Source organism: Heyndrickxia sp. FW510-T9 (assembly GCF_058781025.1).
The window spans coordinates 89,657-103,348 of record NZ_JBYSWK010000007.1 but is presented as its reverse complement, the minus strand read 5'-3'; the positions used below and the strand labels follow the sequence as shown (position 1 = coordinate 103,348).

16 protein-coding genes are annotated in these 13,692 nt (G+C 34.5%); 2 read left to right on the top strand and 14 right to left on the bottom strand.

The window, feature by feature from the left end; genetic code table 11:
- Positions 1-4 precede the first annotated feature (4 nt).
- The 8 genes from resB to AC3WJF_RS05830 form a co-directional block, all read right to left on the bottom strand.
- Complete coding sequence (gene resB, locus AC3WJF_RS05865; RefSeq protein ID WP_492450218.1) at positions 5-1,639, bottom strand: cytochrome c biogenesis protein ResB; 1,635 nt, start codon at positions 1,637-1,639, stop codon at positions 5-7.
- Between the two features lie 17 nt (positions 1,640-1,656).
- Positions 1,657-2,196: a thiol-disulfide oxidoreductase ResA gene (gene resA / locus AC3WJF_RS05860; protein ID WP_492450216.1), complete on the bottom strand. Its 540-nt coding sequence runs from the start codon at positions 2,194-2,196 to the stop codon at positions 1,657-1,659.
- Positions 2,197-2,299: 103 nt separating this feature from the next.
- Positions 2,300-3,031, bottom strand: coding sequence for a 23S rRNA pseudouridine(2605) synthase RluB (rluB, locus tag AC3WJF_RS05855; RefSeq protein WP_492450214.1), 732 nt, complete (start codon positions 3,029-3,031; stop codon positions 2,300-2,302).
- Positions 3,032-3,466: 435 nt separating this feature from the next.
- Positions 3,467-4,000 carry a spore maturation protein gene (locus AC3WJF_RS05850; RefSeq protein WP_492450212.1) on the bottom strand — a complete coding sequence of 178 codons (534 nt, stop codon included), beginning with the start codon at positions 3,998-4,000 and terminating at the stop codon, positions 3,467-3,469.
- Positions 4,001-4,594, bottom strand: a complete 594-nt coding sequence (locus AC3WJF_RS05845) for a nucleoside recognition domain-containing protein (RefSeq protein ID WP_492450210.1) — start codon at positions 4,592-4,594, stop codon at positions 4,001-4,003.
- Positions 4,587-5,705, bottom strand: a complete 1,119-nt coding sequence (locus tag AC3WJF_RS05840; RefSeq protein ID WP_492450208.1) for a D-alanyl-D-alanine carboxypeptidase family protein — start codon at positions 5,703-5,705, stop codon at positions 4,587-4,589. The genes AC3WJF_RS05845 and AC3WJF_RS05840 overlap by 8 nt, the downstream gene beginning before the upstream one ends.
- Before the next feature lie 308 nt (positions 5,706-6,013).
- Entirely contained in the window at positions 6,014-6,598 is a 585-nt protein-coding gene (scpB, locus tag AC3WJF_RS05835; RefSeq protein ID WP_492450206.1) for an SMC-Scp complex subunit ScpB, read from the bottom strand.
- A 1-nt stretch (position 6,599) separates the two neighbouring features.
- Entirely contained in the window at positions 6,600-7,349 is a 750-nt protein-coding gene (locus tag AC3WJF_RS05830) for a segregation/condensation protein A (protein WP_492450310.1), read from the bottom strand.
- Between the two features lie 248 nt (positions 7,350-7,597).
- Here AC3WJF_RS05830 and AC3WJF_RS05825 point away from each other — a divergent pair, with 248 nt between their 5' ends.
- Together AC3WJF_RS05825 and AC3WJF_RS05820 are read left to right on the top strand one after the other, a co-directional pair.
- Positions 7,598-7,690 carry a YjcZ family sporulation protein gene (locus tag AC3WJF_RS05825; RefSeq protein ID WP_213093653.1) on the top strand — a complete coding sequence of 31 codons (93 nt, stop codon included), beginning with the start codon at positions 7,598-7,600 and terminating at the stop codon, positions 7,688-7,690.
- Between the two features lie 153 nt (positions 7,691-7,843).
- On the top strand, positions 7,844-8,365 hold the full coding sequence (locus AC3WJF_RS05820; RefSeq protein ID WP_492450204.1) for a DUF309 domain-containing protein: 522 nt from the start codon (positions 7,844-7,846) through the stop codon (positions 8,363-8,365).
- Positions 8,366-8,386: 21 nt separating this feature from the next.
- On the opposite strand, the gene AC3WJF_RS05815 is transcribed toward AC3WJF_RS05820, so the two are convergent.
- The 6 genes from AC3WJF_RS05815 to AC3WJF_RS05790 form a co-directional block, all read right to left on the bottom strand.
- Positions 8,387-8,749 (bottom strand): GNAT family N-acetyltransferase, encoded by a 363-nt coding sequence (locus AC3WJF_RS05815; RefSeq protein WP_492450202.1) that lies wholly within the window; start codon positions 8,747-8,749, stop codon positions 8,387-8,389.
- Positions 8,750-9,091: 342 nt separating this feature from the next.
- Positions 9,092-10,429 (bottom strand): diaminopimelate decarboxylase, encoded by a 1,338-nt coding sequence (gene lysA, locus AC3WJF_RS05810; RefSeq protein WP_492450200.1) that lies wholly within the window; start codon positions 10,427-10,429, stop codon positions 9,092-9,094.
- A gap of 150 nt (positions 10,430-10,579) precedes the next feature.
- A complete protein-coding gene (locus AC3WJF_RS05805) occupies positions 10,580-12,061 on the bottom strand; it encodes a spore germination protein (protein WP_492450198.1) in 1,482 nt (493 codons plus the stop codon).
- On the bottom strand, positions 12,024-12,623 hold the full coding sequence (gene spoVAEA, locus AC3WJF_RS05800) for a stage V sporulation protein SpoVABEA (protein WP_492450196.1): 600 nt from the start codon (positions 12,621-12,623) through the stop codon (positions 12,024-12,026). The genes AC3WJF_RS05805 and spoVAEA overlap by 38 nt, the downstream gene beginning before the upstream one ends.
- A gap of 28 nt (positions 12,624-12,651) precedes the next feature.
- Complete coding sequence (locus AC3WJF_RS05795) at positions 12,652-13,074, bottom strand: stage V sporulation protein AB (RefSeq protein WP_492450308.1); 423 nt, start codon at positions 13,072-13,074, stop codon at positions 12,652-12,654.
- Positions 13,064-13,684 (bottom strand): stage V sporulation protein AA, encoded by a 621-nt coding sequence (locus AC3WJF_RS05790; RefSeq protein WP_492450194.1) that lies wholly within the window; start codon positions 13,682-13,684, stop codon positions 13,064-13,066. Before AC3WJF_RS05790 ends, AC3WJF_RS05795 begins: the two co-directional genes overlap by 11 nt.
- Between the last annotated feature and the right edge of the window lie 8 nt (positions 13,685-13,692).

Here is a 13,692-nt window from a genome sequence, read left to right as displayed (position 1 = left end):
CTCCTTATTCAATATCTTTCTCTTTTTTACCTTCTTGTTGATCAATAGGTTCAGGTATACCCGTTCCTGCAAGGATTCCCGAAACCTCTCTCTTCAAACCATAATAATTTTTATTAGTATGGGCTGCAATGATGACTCTTCCGTTAATTTTTTGCAACCATATTCTTCGATGATTCCAGTAAGCACCCTGGATAACTCCAATCATAAAAATTGCACCGCCAAATGCTAATATCCATAAAGTTAAATCCTTATGAACTGTTAATGCGGAAACATTTCTTGTCTCTATACCAACAAAGGACATTTTATAATCATTTGCTCCTAATGGCTCAACATTTTGTCTAATCGCTACGAAACTTATTTCACCTTTTGGATGTTCAGGCGAATACATTCTAAATAAAAACGCTGGATTATCAGGAACATATGAATCTGATTGTGGTTCTCCATCCTTCGCAAATCCGGTGAAATCAGGATAATAGCCGACTAATTTAACTTTATATCCTTTTTGCAGATTATAATCTTTTTTAGGATTTAATAGATCTATTTTTACTTGTCCAAATGTTTTTCCTGTTTTTTTATTCATTAATTGTAATGTCATCGATTTTAATTCGTTTGGTTTATAATCCATTTGATAAACAGAATAATGATCAAATTCTAATGGATGATTAACCTTTATTGCATCATCTTTAACTTTATTCAATTTATCAGATTCGCCTGGAAGAGCACCGTCTTTTCGCTTATATAAAGTTACATTCGTTTGAAAGTTCTTAGCAACAGTTCCAACTCGGTCTAGAGCTTGATCAAAAGCCGCATTATCTTTTCCTTTTTTATACGTATCAAGAATAAATTTATTATTTTTAAGCACATATTTTTCATTTGTTCCAGGAATAACTTTACTTTCCCCTTCACGTATCCATAGTAATTCATCGACATACATACCTGGTATAAAACGAAGCATTGCACCAATTAAAAAGATGATAAGACCAATATGGTTGACATAAGGACCCCATCTGGAAAAGCGATTTTTTTCTGCGAATATATTCCCATTTTCTTCTTTAACCTTATATCGTTTTTCCTTTAATTTTTCTTTTACTTTCATGAATGTTGGATCTTCTGTTGCAATAGCCTCAGTAAATAATCGTTGACGTTTAAGAAATCCTTCATGCCTTGTAACTCGTTGATTTTTTAAGGCACGATGAAGTGGAATAAATCGATCAAGACTGCAAATTACTAGTGAAACTCCTATAGCAGCAATTAATAATAAATACCACCAGGAACCGTACAAATCTTGAAATCCCAATTTATACCACAACTCACCAACCCAACCGTATTCGTTATGATAGTATTGTTCAGGCGGAATATTGTTGGGCAGCGTATCTTTTTGTGGAAAAATGGTCCCTAGAGAAGAAGCTACTAAAGTAATAACAATTAACCAAACCCCAACCTTAACGGAGGAAAAGAAATTCCATATTTTATCAATAATTGTTCTATTATAAGTTTGAGAACGCCTGGCACTACCCTCATAGCGCATATCATGTAATTTCTCATTTTGGGCATCATCTGTTAATGCCTTTCCACACGATTCGCAAAGAATGGTACCAACTGGGTTAACGTGCCCACACTCACATTTCATTTCACTCATAAGTAAAACTCCTTAAGTTAAGGTTTAATGCTTTCCATAAACCCCATAAAATCTTTTTTCGTTAAATCTCCATTTCCGATAATTATTTTTTTAACCTTTCCATCAGGTCCAATCAATACGGATTGTGGCAATACATCTACTCCATACAAACTTTGAACATCCTTATCTTTATCAATAAGAATCGGAAACGATAATTTATAATTTTTAGCGAAATTTTTGACAACAAAGTTGGACTCTCCTATGTTCACTGCCAATATTTCTACACCTTTATTCTTGTATGTTTTATAAACTTCATCCATGTATGGCATTTCAGATTTGCATGGATCACAATACGTTCCCCAGAAGTTTAAAAATACACCTTTTCCTTTATATTCAGAAAGCCAATGTGTATTTCCCTTCAGATCCTTAAGCTTAAAGTCCGGAGCTTTATCCCCAATATTAATCTTCCCTTGGTTGTCCTTATTAAAATTGGCATACAATGTATATCCAACTGCTGCTAATAAAATAATAAGGATTGCTGCACGTATGTATAATCTTTGTTTCTTTTTCTGAGACATTCCCGTAACCTCCAATTCCTAAAACGGCCACACATTCTGCCCTTCATTATATCATTTTCGAAACAATAGCTTAAAAACATTATTTGAAGGTTATGTGAAACTTTTAAATACCGCTACCGCTTTCTGCCATAGCTCTTAATTGTTTTACCTCGTGCGGGGTCAATTCTCTTATTTCTCCAGCATTTATTCCACTTAATGTTAGAAAGGCAAATCGTTCGCGCCTTAATTTTTGAACGGGATGTCCAACTGCTTCAAGCATTCTACGTACTTGACGATTTCTTCCTTCATGGATCGTAATTTCAATAATTGATTTTTGTTTTCTTTTATCAAATGATAGTAGTTTTACTTTTGCCGGGGCTGTTTTTCCATCTTCCAGTTGGATTCCTTTTTCTAAATTCTTTATAGCCATTTTCGAGGGAATTCCTTGAATCTTTGCAACATACGTCTTATTTATTTCATAACGTGGATGCATGAGTAAATTAGCAAATTCTCCGTCGTTCGTTAGTAGTAATAATCCAGAAGTATCATAATCTAATCTACCTATTGGATATACTCTTTCTTTTATAACCGGGAAAAAATCAGTTACTACTTTCCTGCCTTTATCATCCGAAACCGCTGATATTACTCCTCTTGGTTTATAAAATAAAAAATATACCTTTTCTTCTTTTTCAAGTGGGATTCCTTCCACTTCAATATTATCGGATGCAGTTACTTTTGTACCAAGCTCTCTTACAACTTTTCCATTTACTTTTACTTTTCCCTCTATAATTAAGCCTTCCGCTTTCCGACGGGATGCAATTCCAGCTTGTGCAATAACCTTTTGTAGACGTTCCATTCTTTTCACCTCAAATTAAATTCTTTAGTGGCTCTTTTCTTAATCTTTGTTGCAATTTCAAACGAAAATCTTTGTATTTCCATATTCAACTCTAGAATGGATAACTATATTTAAGAAAAGATGCCCCAAACTAGACTTACTAGGATTTTAAACAAAGTTCGAAATAGAACAATTTATTCAAAAAACAACCTTTTACTTTATGAATTATTACATATGAAGAGAAAAAAGCAAAGAAACTATTCTTTAAACAAGTTTTCCCTCTTTTAAAGCAATAAAAACTATTATTAGTGAAAGCTAACGATAAGTAATGGAATTGTTGAACTTTCTCCTTTTTCCGCACTCATAATCGTTCCCCATAAAGACTTGTTCATGCCGTTATAACAACACTATATTTTCATACAAAAAAACTAGCATAACTGCTAGTTTTTCTAATTCCTATTTACCAAACATTATTGTCACAATGATTATGGAGGCTGCAATACCGACTAAATCTGCTAGTAAGCCAACCTTTAATGCATCTCCCATTTTTTTAATCCCTACAGCTCCGAAATACACGGTCAAAACGTACAGGGTTGTATCCGTACTTCCTTGAATCGTAGAAGCTAATCTGCCAATATAAGAATCAGGGTGGTGTACGGATAATATATCACTCATTAGTCCTAATGCAGCATTCCCCGAAATTGGCCTAATAAGTGCGAGTGGCACAACTTCTGTTGGTACACCGAGCTTGTCTAAAATTGGTCTTAGAAATTGGACAAAAAATTCCATAGCGCCGGACTCCCGAAATACGGTTATTGCTACAAGCATTCCAACTAAAAATGGTATGATGGATATTGCAATTTTGATTCCTTCTTTTCCACCTTCCACAAACGCTTCATATGCAGGGACTTTTTTCCAAACACTATAAATTAAAATAAATCCAATTAACAACGGGATGATCCATATTGACACTAGCGAAATCCATTGCATTTATTTCACCCTTCTACGCGTTCTTTTATAATGATAATAACGATCAATTAAAATTGCTGCGATGGTTGCAATGAAAGTGGCGATTAAGGTTGGACCGACAATTTCTGTTGGAGATACAGATTTATAGTTCATTCTTATAGCAATAACTGTAGTAGGAATTAGTGTTAATCCAGACGTGTTTAATGCTAAGAACGTAATCATCGATCTTGATGCAACAGACTTTCCGCCATTCAATTCTTTTAGTTGTTCCATTGCTTTAATCCCTAACGGTGTGGCTGCGTTTCCAAGTCCAAACATGTTAGCCATAATATTAGACAAGATGTAACCTAATGCAGGGTGATCCTCCGGCACCTCGGGAAATAGTTTTTTTATTATAGGGCGAAAAAGCCTAGATAACTTATCTAATAGTCCAGACTCTTGTGCAATTCGCATTATCCCTAACCAAAATACTAGAATACTAATAAGACCAATACATAAAGTTACTGCTTCATTTGCAGAATGAAAAATTGCCTCGTTAACTTCTTTCATTTTTCCATTTACAGCTGCAAAAATTAATCCTATAATGGTCATTCCTATCCAAATATAATTAACCATCCGTTTTCACACCCATTTGGATTAGAAATATTTGTAAGAATTGATTCATCCAACCTTTTTTAGCATTTTGATTAGACCAATTATAATAAATCGGGATCGAATTAATCTGTTCATTATTTAAATAAATGATTGCTCTTCCAACTATTTCAGGAATTTTATCTTTATCCTTCCACCTATTGTTCGGTTTCATCAATTTATATTCAATGTTCACTTCTTTCTTTTCTTGCTTCGTTAACGGATAATCCACCTCATTCTTTATATAAACATTATCTTTTAAGTATTTGTTTTTAATCGCTGTTATTTTGCCTTGTTTCAAAATAACTGTAGAATCATATTTACTAAAACCAGTTTCAAACATGGTAATATGATCATTCCAATCATCTGGTCCATTTAATGTTACAGCAATGAGATTTTCGCCATTTTTAGAAGCGGTCGTGACAAGAGTGCGTTTTGCAAGCTTCGTATAACCCGTTTTTCCACCGGTACAGTATTTGTATTTTTCTGTCAATAAACGATTCTTATTTCTCCACCCTTTATAAAATTTGGTTCCTGATATTTTTTGATAGGTTTTATTTTGCATAGCATATCTTGTTAGCAAAGCCATGTCATAGGCAGTAGAAAAGTGATCCATTTTCCTGCTGTCCAGTCCATTGGGGTTGGCAAAATGGGTATTATTCATTCCGATTTCCTTTGCCTTTTGATTCATTAAAAAAACAAAGCCTTCAATACTACCGCCAACATACTCAGCAATTGCATTTGCAGCATCATTGCCAGAACGTAACATTAACCCATAAACCAAATCCTCAAGCTTAACTTTATCTCCAGGTTTTAAATAAATTGAAGACCCTTCTGTACGGACCGCTCTGTCACTAATGGTGACTTTTTTTTCTAATTTTCCTGATTCAATTGCAAGAATAGCTGTCATAATTTTTGTAATGGAGGCAATTCTGCTTACCTCATTTGCATTTTTTTCAAACAAAACTCTTCCGCTATCCTGGTCCATTAATATGGCACTCCTAGCGCTGACGGATCCTTTGGCATCCGCTGTTCGAGGAGGAAATACGGTTAGAATAAGAACAAAAATAACAAGCAGGAAAATGATTCGTTTCATGAATTTGCTCCTCTTCCTTTTAATCTTTAATACCTGTCCGATTAACAACTAAAAATTTTCTTTGTACAAGTCTATGCTGTACAAGAACAGATATGTATAGAAAATAAGAAAAGCGAAGGGTTCCCAGCTCTAGCGTATGGATGAGTGAAATTGTCACTTCGAATTTCACCTAATACCCTTACCAGTAAGTTGGAGAAGGAGAAATCCGTTAGCCGATTTGTGCTCAATGCAAAAGCAAACATACAAAAGAAGGTGCGTTATTAGCTTGTCTGTAGCTAATAATGCACCTTCTGAATTATATAACACTATTATTCCATCGTTTCCTGAAATTTTTCAAAAAATAAGTCGGCATCCTCTTGCGGAAAATCCTCCTCCACTTTTTCCGGTAAAGGTGGTAATTCCTTTATGTCTTTTAAACCGAAATAATCTAAAAATTCCTTCGTTGTCCCATATAGGATGGCTCTACCCGTTCCATTTGCACGACCCACATCTTTAATTAATCCTTTAGATAGTAGTGTTTGCAAAGGACGTTCTGTTTTTACTCCACGAATTTCCTCAATTTCTATCCTAGTAATTGGCTGTTTATAAGAGATGATTGCTAAAGTCTCTAGTGCCGCTTGTGATAATGTATTCATCCCTGGTGATTCTACAAGTCTTTTCAAATAAATGGAGTGTTCTTTTTTCGTTGCAAGCTGATAGGTTCCAGCTAATTCTATTAATGTAATACCTCTATCCAGGTTTAGTTCATACTCTTGTCTTAACTTTTCCACAACCTCAATCGCTTGAAATTCTTCAATTTCAAGGACGGATTTAATTTGTTTAAGCGATAGTCCTTCATCACCAGCAGCAAATAGTAAGCTTTCGAGAATACCAAGCCAATTTATAATCTCCATCTTAGTTCACTCCTTTTTGCCGTGAAACAAATATTTCTTCAAAATTACCTTCTTGTTCAACTAAAATTTCATTACGTTTCATAAGTTCAAGAATAGCTAGAAATGTAACAACAATATGATCTTTATTCGGAAACGGAAATAAGGAGTTGAAGCTTCTTTTTCCTGAATGAATTGTCATTTCTTTAATTATTTCTTCCATTCGTTTCTCGATTGAAATTTCTTGGCGAGTAATTTTCGTTGATAATGGTTTTTGCAATTTTTTTCTTCGCAAAAGCTTATTTAATGCACCAATCATATCGTATACAGATATGTCCAAATTCAATTTATCTGTTTGCATGTCTTTCATAAACTCTGTTAAGTCACTAGGTGGTTTTGTAAACATCTGGCTGCGGTCCTCTTCTAAATGCTTTAACTCTATGGCCGCCTCTTTGTATTTTTTATATTCAATTAGTTTTTCAACAAGATCATCCCGAGGATCCTGCTCTTCAAATTCGAAATCATCCTCCAAAAGCTCTTCATCATGTTGTGGGAGAAGCATCTTGCTTTTAATTGCCAATAATGTAGCAGCCATTACCAGATACTCGCTTGCTACATCAAGCTCCAATACTTTCATGGCATGCACATATAATAAATATTGCTCTGTGATTTCAGCCATAGGGATATCATAAATATCTATTTCCAAACGATTGATTAAATGAAGCAGGAGGTCCAATGGCCCTTCAAACGCATGTATCTTAACATTATATTCCATCAAATCACCAATTCCAAAAAACTTTATCTTTTCTCTTTACTACATTAAGTTTTACATTACTTCTGCTTTATTAAGTATAGTAGATATTAGTAAATAGGCAAACAAAAATTTAAATTTGAGAGAACTCATCTCCAGAATAATTGGGTACATATATTATAAAACTCCTTCAAATTAGGCATTTGCCTATACAGCTTATCGCATCCATTCATAGTATAAATCGAACAAAACTATTTCGGGAGGTTATCATTATGGCCGATGGATTCGGATACGGCGGCGGCTTTGCGTTAATCGTTGTATTATTTATTTTGTTAGTTATTGTGGGTAGCGCATATATTTATTAATCTTGGATATTCAAGTAAAAAGAAGAAATCGATTTTTTTACCGATTTCTTCTTTTTACTTTGGAAATATTAGCAAAAGCCTCGTCTCTTTCCATCAATCCTTCTATTATGTGTTAAAATGTAAATAGCATGTGAAGGAGAGGAGAATCTTTTTTTGAGATTTCCAAACGCATATATACAATATTTAATTCATTTTCATGGTGATCGTGATTATTTTGAATGCCATGAAATATTAGAGGATTATTGGAAGCAAGAGGATCCAGGTAATCGGCAATCTATTTGGGTTGGTTTTATTCAATTGGCTGTTGCACAATATCATTATAGACGTGGAAATGAGATAGGGGCCAAAAAATTATTAGTAAAGTCCGTTGATATTCTTAAACTAAGAAAAGCGGAACTAAAAAAGCTTGGAATAGATGGTAAAAAACTTTTTATCATACTGAATGATTTACAAACAACATATTTAAATGGTAAATCATATCAAAATATAAATTTGCCTATTACTAATCAGCAGTTATTAAACATCTGTAGAAAGGAATGTTTTTCTGCGGGATTTCAATGGTGTAGTGATGCTGTTCTGCATAATGATTTTATCGTCCATCGCCATCAACATAGAGACCAACTGAATAATGAATTTGATAGGTCGTTAAATAAGAGGATAAATATTCAAAAGTAATGCGATTAGGAAAGGCTCTGATTATTCATCAGAGCCCTCTTCATTAACATCGCATTTTTCAAAAAAGCTTTCCGTTTGTTCGTTAGGTATTAAATTTTTATTTTCATATATATGTTTGAGAGCTTTCAGCATATTTTTTCCTACCCCTTCATGGCGATGGGATGGATTTACTGAAATATGTTGAATTTGGGCAACATCCTCCATTAAGACTACACCTACTAGTCCTATTACATCATCCTCTTTCCACAAAAAAAGCTGCCAGCTATCATCTGTTTCATATTGCTTCATGGTTTGTTGCAGTTTTTTTAAGTCTTTTTCATTTGGCATAAATGATAAGAGTCCCATTGCAATTTTCTCAAAGGCCTTCTTATACCTAATTAACATAAAATATCCCTCGATTATCCATTATTCCATTCTTTTACTTTTTACCATTATGAACATGTATACGCTAATGTAAACCTGTCTATATTCTGATGTAGAATAAACGATACCTATCATACTAGAAATTTATTAAATGTCAAGCCTGCAAATTATTTACCAGCAATAAAAAACCAATAATAAAATCCCCAACCTATTGCAATTGCACCTATGATAATGAATAACAATATGTTATTTTTCTTCAAAATATTACACTCCTAACAACATTATAACAACTATTATTCAAAATAGTTTATTATCATCCACTTGTCAAATATACAGTTTACCAGTTCGGGGTGCAATGAAAAATTATACTTTTTTAAGAGTTTCTAATATAGATCGTTCTTTTAAAGGTATATCTAAACGAATGATATCTTCATATGTTTCCTTTTTTATTACAAGCTGATCTTCCCCTGACTCCACAAATACAACCGGTGGTCTAGGAATACGATTATAGTTATTTGCCATCGAATAACCGTATGCACCTGTACAAAAAACAGCTAGTATATCAGAGCAATCCACTTTTGGGAGTGGTAGATCCCATATAAGCATATCTCCCGATTCACAGCATTTTCCTGCAATAGAAACTGTTTCCTCCACTTTGTCATTTGGACGATTCGCAAGGACCGCTTCATATTTTGCTTCATAAAGTGCTGGGCGGATATTATCACTCATTCCACCGTCAACAGCAATATATTTTCTAACATTAGGGACTTCTTTGCTGGAACCGACTCGATACAAAGTTGTTCCTGCTTCTCCCACTAATGATCTTCCAGGTTCTATCCATATTTCCGGCATCTTTAAGCCGAGATTACGAGTTTGTTCACGAACCTCATTAATTATTTCACTGACATAAACAGATGGTGATAAAGGCGCATCATCGTTAGTATATCGAATACCAAATCCTCCACCTAAATTTAATACTTTAGGAAAAAAGGAAAAGCGTTTATTCCAGCTTGCTAATTTTTGGATTATTTTTTTTGCTGCTAACACAAATCCGGTTGTTTCAAAAATTTGCGAGCCGATATGGCAATGAATTCCTAATACTTCTATATATTTAGAGGCTAACGCTTTTTCTAATGCAATATCCGCTTGACCATTTTGTAAATCAAAGCCAAATTTAGAATCCTCTTGTCCAGTTAGGATATAGTCATGAGTATGTGCCTCGATACCAGGAGTAACTCTTAGTAGTACTGAAATGTTCTGATTTCTCTCATTACACAGTTGCTCCAGTAATTCTAATTCATAAAAATTATCGACTACAATACAACCTAATTTGTAGTGTAATGCCATTTCTAATTCTTCTTTACTTTTGTTATTACCATGAAAATGAATTCTTTCCGTTGGGAAGTTAGCTGCAATTGCCGTATACAATTCTCCGCCAGAAACAACATCAAGCGATAAACCTTCTTCGTTTACTAAATTTAACAATGCTATTGATGAAAATGCTTTACTGGCATATGCCACCTGTGCATTTATACCCAAATTTTCAAACGTATTTTTAAATCCTCTTGCCCTATTTCTAATCAATTCTACATCATATACATATAAAGGGGTACCGTATTTTTCCACTAATTCAACCGTATCGACACCTCCAATTTCAAGATGACCCTTTTGATTTACATTTGATGTTCCATGAAAATACATAAAATTCCCTCTTCCCTTAGCAATACTCCATTACTTTCTAACCTAACATTTATAAGAAAATAGACAGCCCGTCCAGAGACAAACTGTCCAATAATATCCTTTGTAAATAAGAATAATTTATCACATTAAAGCGTTTTTTGCAAAGGCTTTTTAAGAATTTGGCGGTTGCCTAAAGCGGTCTCTAGGCTGCACTATGCTTGGCCTTACTGCAGAACCCGGAACAGCTTTTCTAAATAATATTTGTGAAAATGCTTGTGGATTAAAAGGAATTACTGGCCATAAATATGGGGCATTAAATGTCCGAATTTGTGCTAAAAATAAAATAAATATAGTGCTTCCAATCATAAAGCCCGGAACTTTAAAAAATGTTACTGCTATTAAAAGAAAGATCCTTGCCATTTTATTTGCCACACTAAGTTCATAACTTGGAGTTGCGAATGTGCCGATTGCCGCAACAGACACATATAAAATTACTTCAGCAGTAAATAATCCCACTTCTACAGCTATTTGTCCAATTAAAACTGCAGCAATAAGTCCCATAGCTGTCGCTAATGGAGTTGGTGTATGAATGGCTGCAAGTCTTAAAAATTCTATCCCCATATCTGCTAGAATAATTTGAATGATAATAGGAATATGCGTATGTTTATTCGGCCCAATAAACTCTAGTTTATGAGGGAGTAATGAAGGTTCTGCAACAAATAGCAACCATAGTGGCAATAAAAAAATCGAAGAGAGAATACCTAAATATCGAATCCAACGTATAAAAGTACCTATTGCTGGAGCATTTCTATATTCCTCTGCGTGTTGGGAATGATGGAAATATGTTGCAGGCGTAATGATGACACTAGGTGACGTATCTACAAAAATAAGTACATGTCCCTCCAAGAGATGGATAGACCCTACATCAGCTCTTTCTGTATATCGTACGAGTGGGTATGGATTAAATTTTTGTTTTAACAAAAATTCTTCTACTGTTTTGTCTGCCATCGTTATTCCATCTACATCGATAGATTTTAATTCTTTTTTTATCGTTTCCACTAAGTCAGGGTTTGCCACACCTTCGATATATCCGATAGCGACGTCCGTTTTAGATCTTTCTCCTATCCTCATAATTTCAAAACGAAGCCTTTCATCACGTATCCGTCGCCTTGTTAATGCAGTATTGACAATAATATTTTCAACATAGCCATCGCGTGAGCCACGAACTACTTTTTCTGTATCTGGCTCTTGTGGTTGGCGTCCAGGGTAGCTTCTCACATCTACGATAATTGCTTCCCCTGTGCCCTCCACTACGATGCCAATTAAACCTGATAAAACTTGAATAACCATTTCATCAATAGTCTTTACGATTTGTACTTGCTGGTGTACGATACGATTTTTTACTATATCATATACTTTACTAGAAAGACGTTCTGTATCATTCAAAGTCACTAAGTACTCTAATATTTCAATAATAAAACTAGTGTCAGCCAATCCATTTATATAATAAAAATGAACACCTTTTTTTAGTACAGTAATCTTTCTTACTCCTAGATCAAAACTTGTCCCTAACCCAACTCTCTTCTTGTAAAAATCCTCCAAATCATCCAGGCTTTTAGGAATTGGTTCCTTTGTCAAATCTGTTTCTGTCATAAAACCTACTCCTTTCGAGAATTAATTCTACAGCTTTCATTGTGATTGGTGCCCCATTTGTATAATGGTCTATTTTCCCCATTTTTCCGATATCTCCAATTCCCACAATGATGGGGACATCCAGTTGGTCAAGGCAGTAAACAGTATCACCATTAACTCTTTGTAGCTCAAGTTCTGGTTCTCCAAATTTGTCTACTCCATACGGGGTTAAATTCCCGTAACGGTCAATACAAACATCTACCTTTGCCCATTCCCTTTGATGCGTTTTTGATGCAACAGCAATAATGCCCAATACCTCGATATCATTATGTGCTGCAACGTATAATAGCGCTTGCTCCCCTCTGCCTTCTCCTAAGTATCCACTGTCATCAAACATAACAAACACAGGGTCGCTTTTTGCACTTTTAATAAATTTGACAATTTGTTCACCTGAAAGAAATGAGGGATTTCCACCTGATTGCGAAATACATCTTCCCCCAGTTTTTTGTGCAGCTAATTCAATTGCTTGTTTCGCATATTCATCACCATCTGTAATTAATATCACCTGACGTTTGCTATTCATTCAAAAAAATTCCTTTCGCGGTGAAATTTTAACGGTCGACGAAATAAATCCAGTGAAACAGTGACCCAAAAACCTTTCCGAAAACAATGGCCATCAAAGCTATAATTAGATGGCCTTCCACCCCAATTCGTTTCGTCAAAATTGGAATAACATTAATTACTTCTGTTAATGCGGCCGCCAGCATTCCAACAAATGCTCCGCAAAATATACCGATTGGAATTAACAAAAAATGGGGGAGAAAAAAAATATAACCCCTTAATCCTGCCCAATCTCCGAAAATAGTCCCTAAAACGATAGACCATTCATATAAATATACTTTGTTATATGTTTTTGTTAATTGGGTTAACCGAGGAACAATTCCTAAAACCGTTAAAAATGCCACAAAACCACAACCTACTAATAAACCTCCTGCAAAACCAATCAATGTGAGGATGATTGAATTAATGATCATCAAGATGTTTTATTGCTTCTTTATTTTCATTTACAATCACATATTGATCTAGATCTTGCTGGTAGTTGAAAATCTCAACCTCTAGTGGACTAGGCTCTTCATTAAAGCGTTTTTTAAAAATGTGATTAAAAAAAATAATCATTCCGAGGCCAAGTCCAATAGAATAAGGAATTTGTAAAAGCAATGGTTTGTGAACAGTTTTTCCCGTAATCATTTTATAAATTTTTTGATGGACTGCTTGCATACTGACATCCTCATGAAAATTCATAATAGCAAGCATTGACCCAATGAAAAGCAATAACCAAATGAAGATAAAAAAAGGGATAGATACGGTTCTTTTTTTGTAAATCACTTCCACTATCGTTTGAGTAGGACCAATCAATTGAATATCTAACCCGCTCCAGTTATTCTTTATTGCTTGAACAATTTTCATGACGTCGATGACTACTGTATTCTTATCTTCCTCTGTTATTTGGTGAACAAAAAGCTCTTTAAGCTGCACCAAATATTTATCTGGGGCAATAATTTGGGCTATGTCTTTTAATGTAATTTCACTATTTTTGTTTACCTCCACCCTATTTCGCATTCGTATATAAATGGAATCTTCCATTTTTATTT

What these genes read in the sequence shown, in the direction of transcription:
- resB (WP_492450218.1), bottom strand. Translation starts at nt 1,639, where the DNA reads ATGAGTGAAATGAAATGTGAGTGTGGGCACGTTAACCCAGTTGGTACC.
- resA (WP_492450216.1), bottom strand. Translation starts at nt 2,196, where the DNA reads ATGTCTCAGAAAAAGAAACAAAGATTATACATACGTGCAGCAATCCTT.
- rluB (WP_492450214.1), bottom strand. Translation starts at nt 3,031, where the DNA reads ATGGAACGTCTACAAAAGGTTATTGCACAAGCTGGAATTGCATCCCGT.
- AC3WJF_RS05850 (WP_492450212.1), bottom strand. Translation starts at nt 4,000, where the DNA reads ATGCAATGGATTTCGCTAGTGTCAATATGGATCATCCCGTTGTTAATT.
- AC3WJF_RS05845 (WP_492450210.1), bottom strand. Translation starts at nt 4,594, where the DNA reads ATGGTTAATTATATTTGGATAGGAATGACCATTATAGGATTAATTTTT.
- AC3WJF_RS05840 (WP_492450208.1), bottom strand. Translation starts at nt 5,705, where the DNA reads ATGAAACGAATCATTTTCCTGCTTGTTATTTTTGTTCTTATTCTAACC.
- scpB (WP_492450206.1), bottom strand. Translation starts at nt 6,598, where the DNA reads ATGGAGATTATAAATTGGCTTGGTATTCTCGAAAGCTTACTATTTGCT.
- AC3WJF_RS05830 (WP_492450310.1), bottom strand. Translation starts at nt 7,349, where the DNA reads ATGGAATATAATGTTAAGATACATGCGTTTGAAGGGCCATTGGACCTC.
- AC3WJF_RS05825 (WP_213093653.1), top strand. Translation starts at nt 7,598, where the DNA reads ATGGCCGATGGATTCGGATACGGCGGCGGCTTTGCGTTAATCGTTGTA.
- AC3WJF_RS05815 (WP_492450202.1), bottom strand. Translation starts at nt 8,749, where the DNA reads ATGTTAATTAGGTATAAGAAGGCCTTTGAGAAAATTGCAATGGGACTC.
- lysA (WP_492450200.1), bottom strand. Translation starts at nt 10,429, where the DNA reads ATGTATTTTCATGGAACATCAAATGTAAATCAAAAGGGTCATCTTGAA.
- AC3WJF_RS05805 (WP_492450198.1), bottom strand. Translation starts at nt 12,061, where the DNA reads ATGACAGAAACAGATTTGACAAAGGAACCAATTCCTAAAAGCCTGGAT.
- spoVAEA (WP_492450196.1), bottom strand. Translation starts at nt 12,623, where the DNA reads ATGAATAGCAAACGTCAGGTGATATTAATTACAGATGGTGATGAATAT.
- AC3WJF_RS05795 (WP_492450308.1), bottom strand. Translation starts at nt 13,074, where the DNA reads ATGATCATTAATTCAATCATCCTCACATTGATTGGTTTTGCAGGAGGT.
- AC3WJF_RS05790 (WP_492450194.1), bottom strand. Translation starts at nt 13,684, where the DNA reads ATGGAAGATTCCATTTATATACGAATGCGAAATAGGGTGGAGGTAAAC.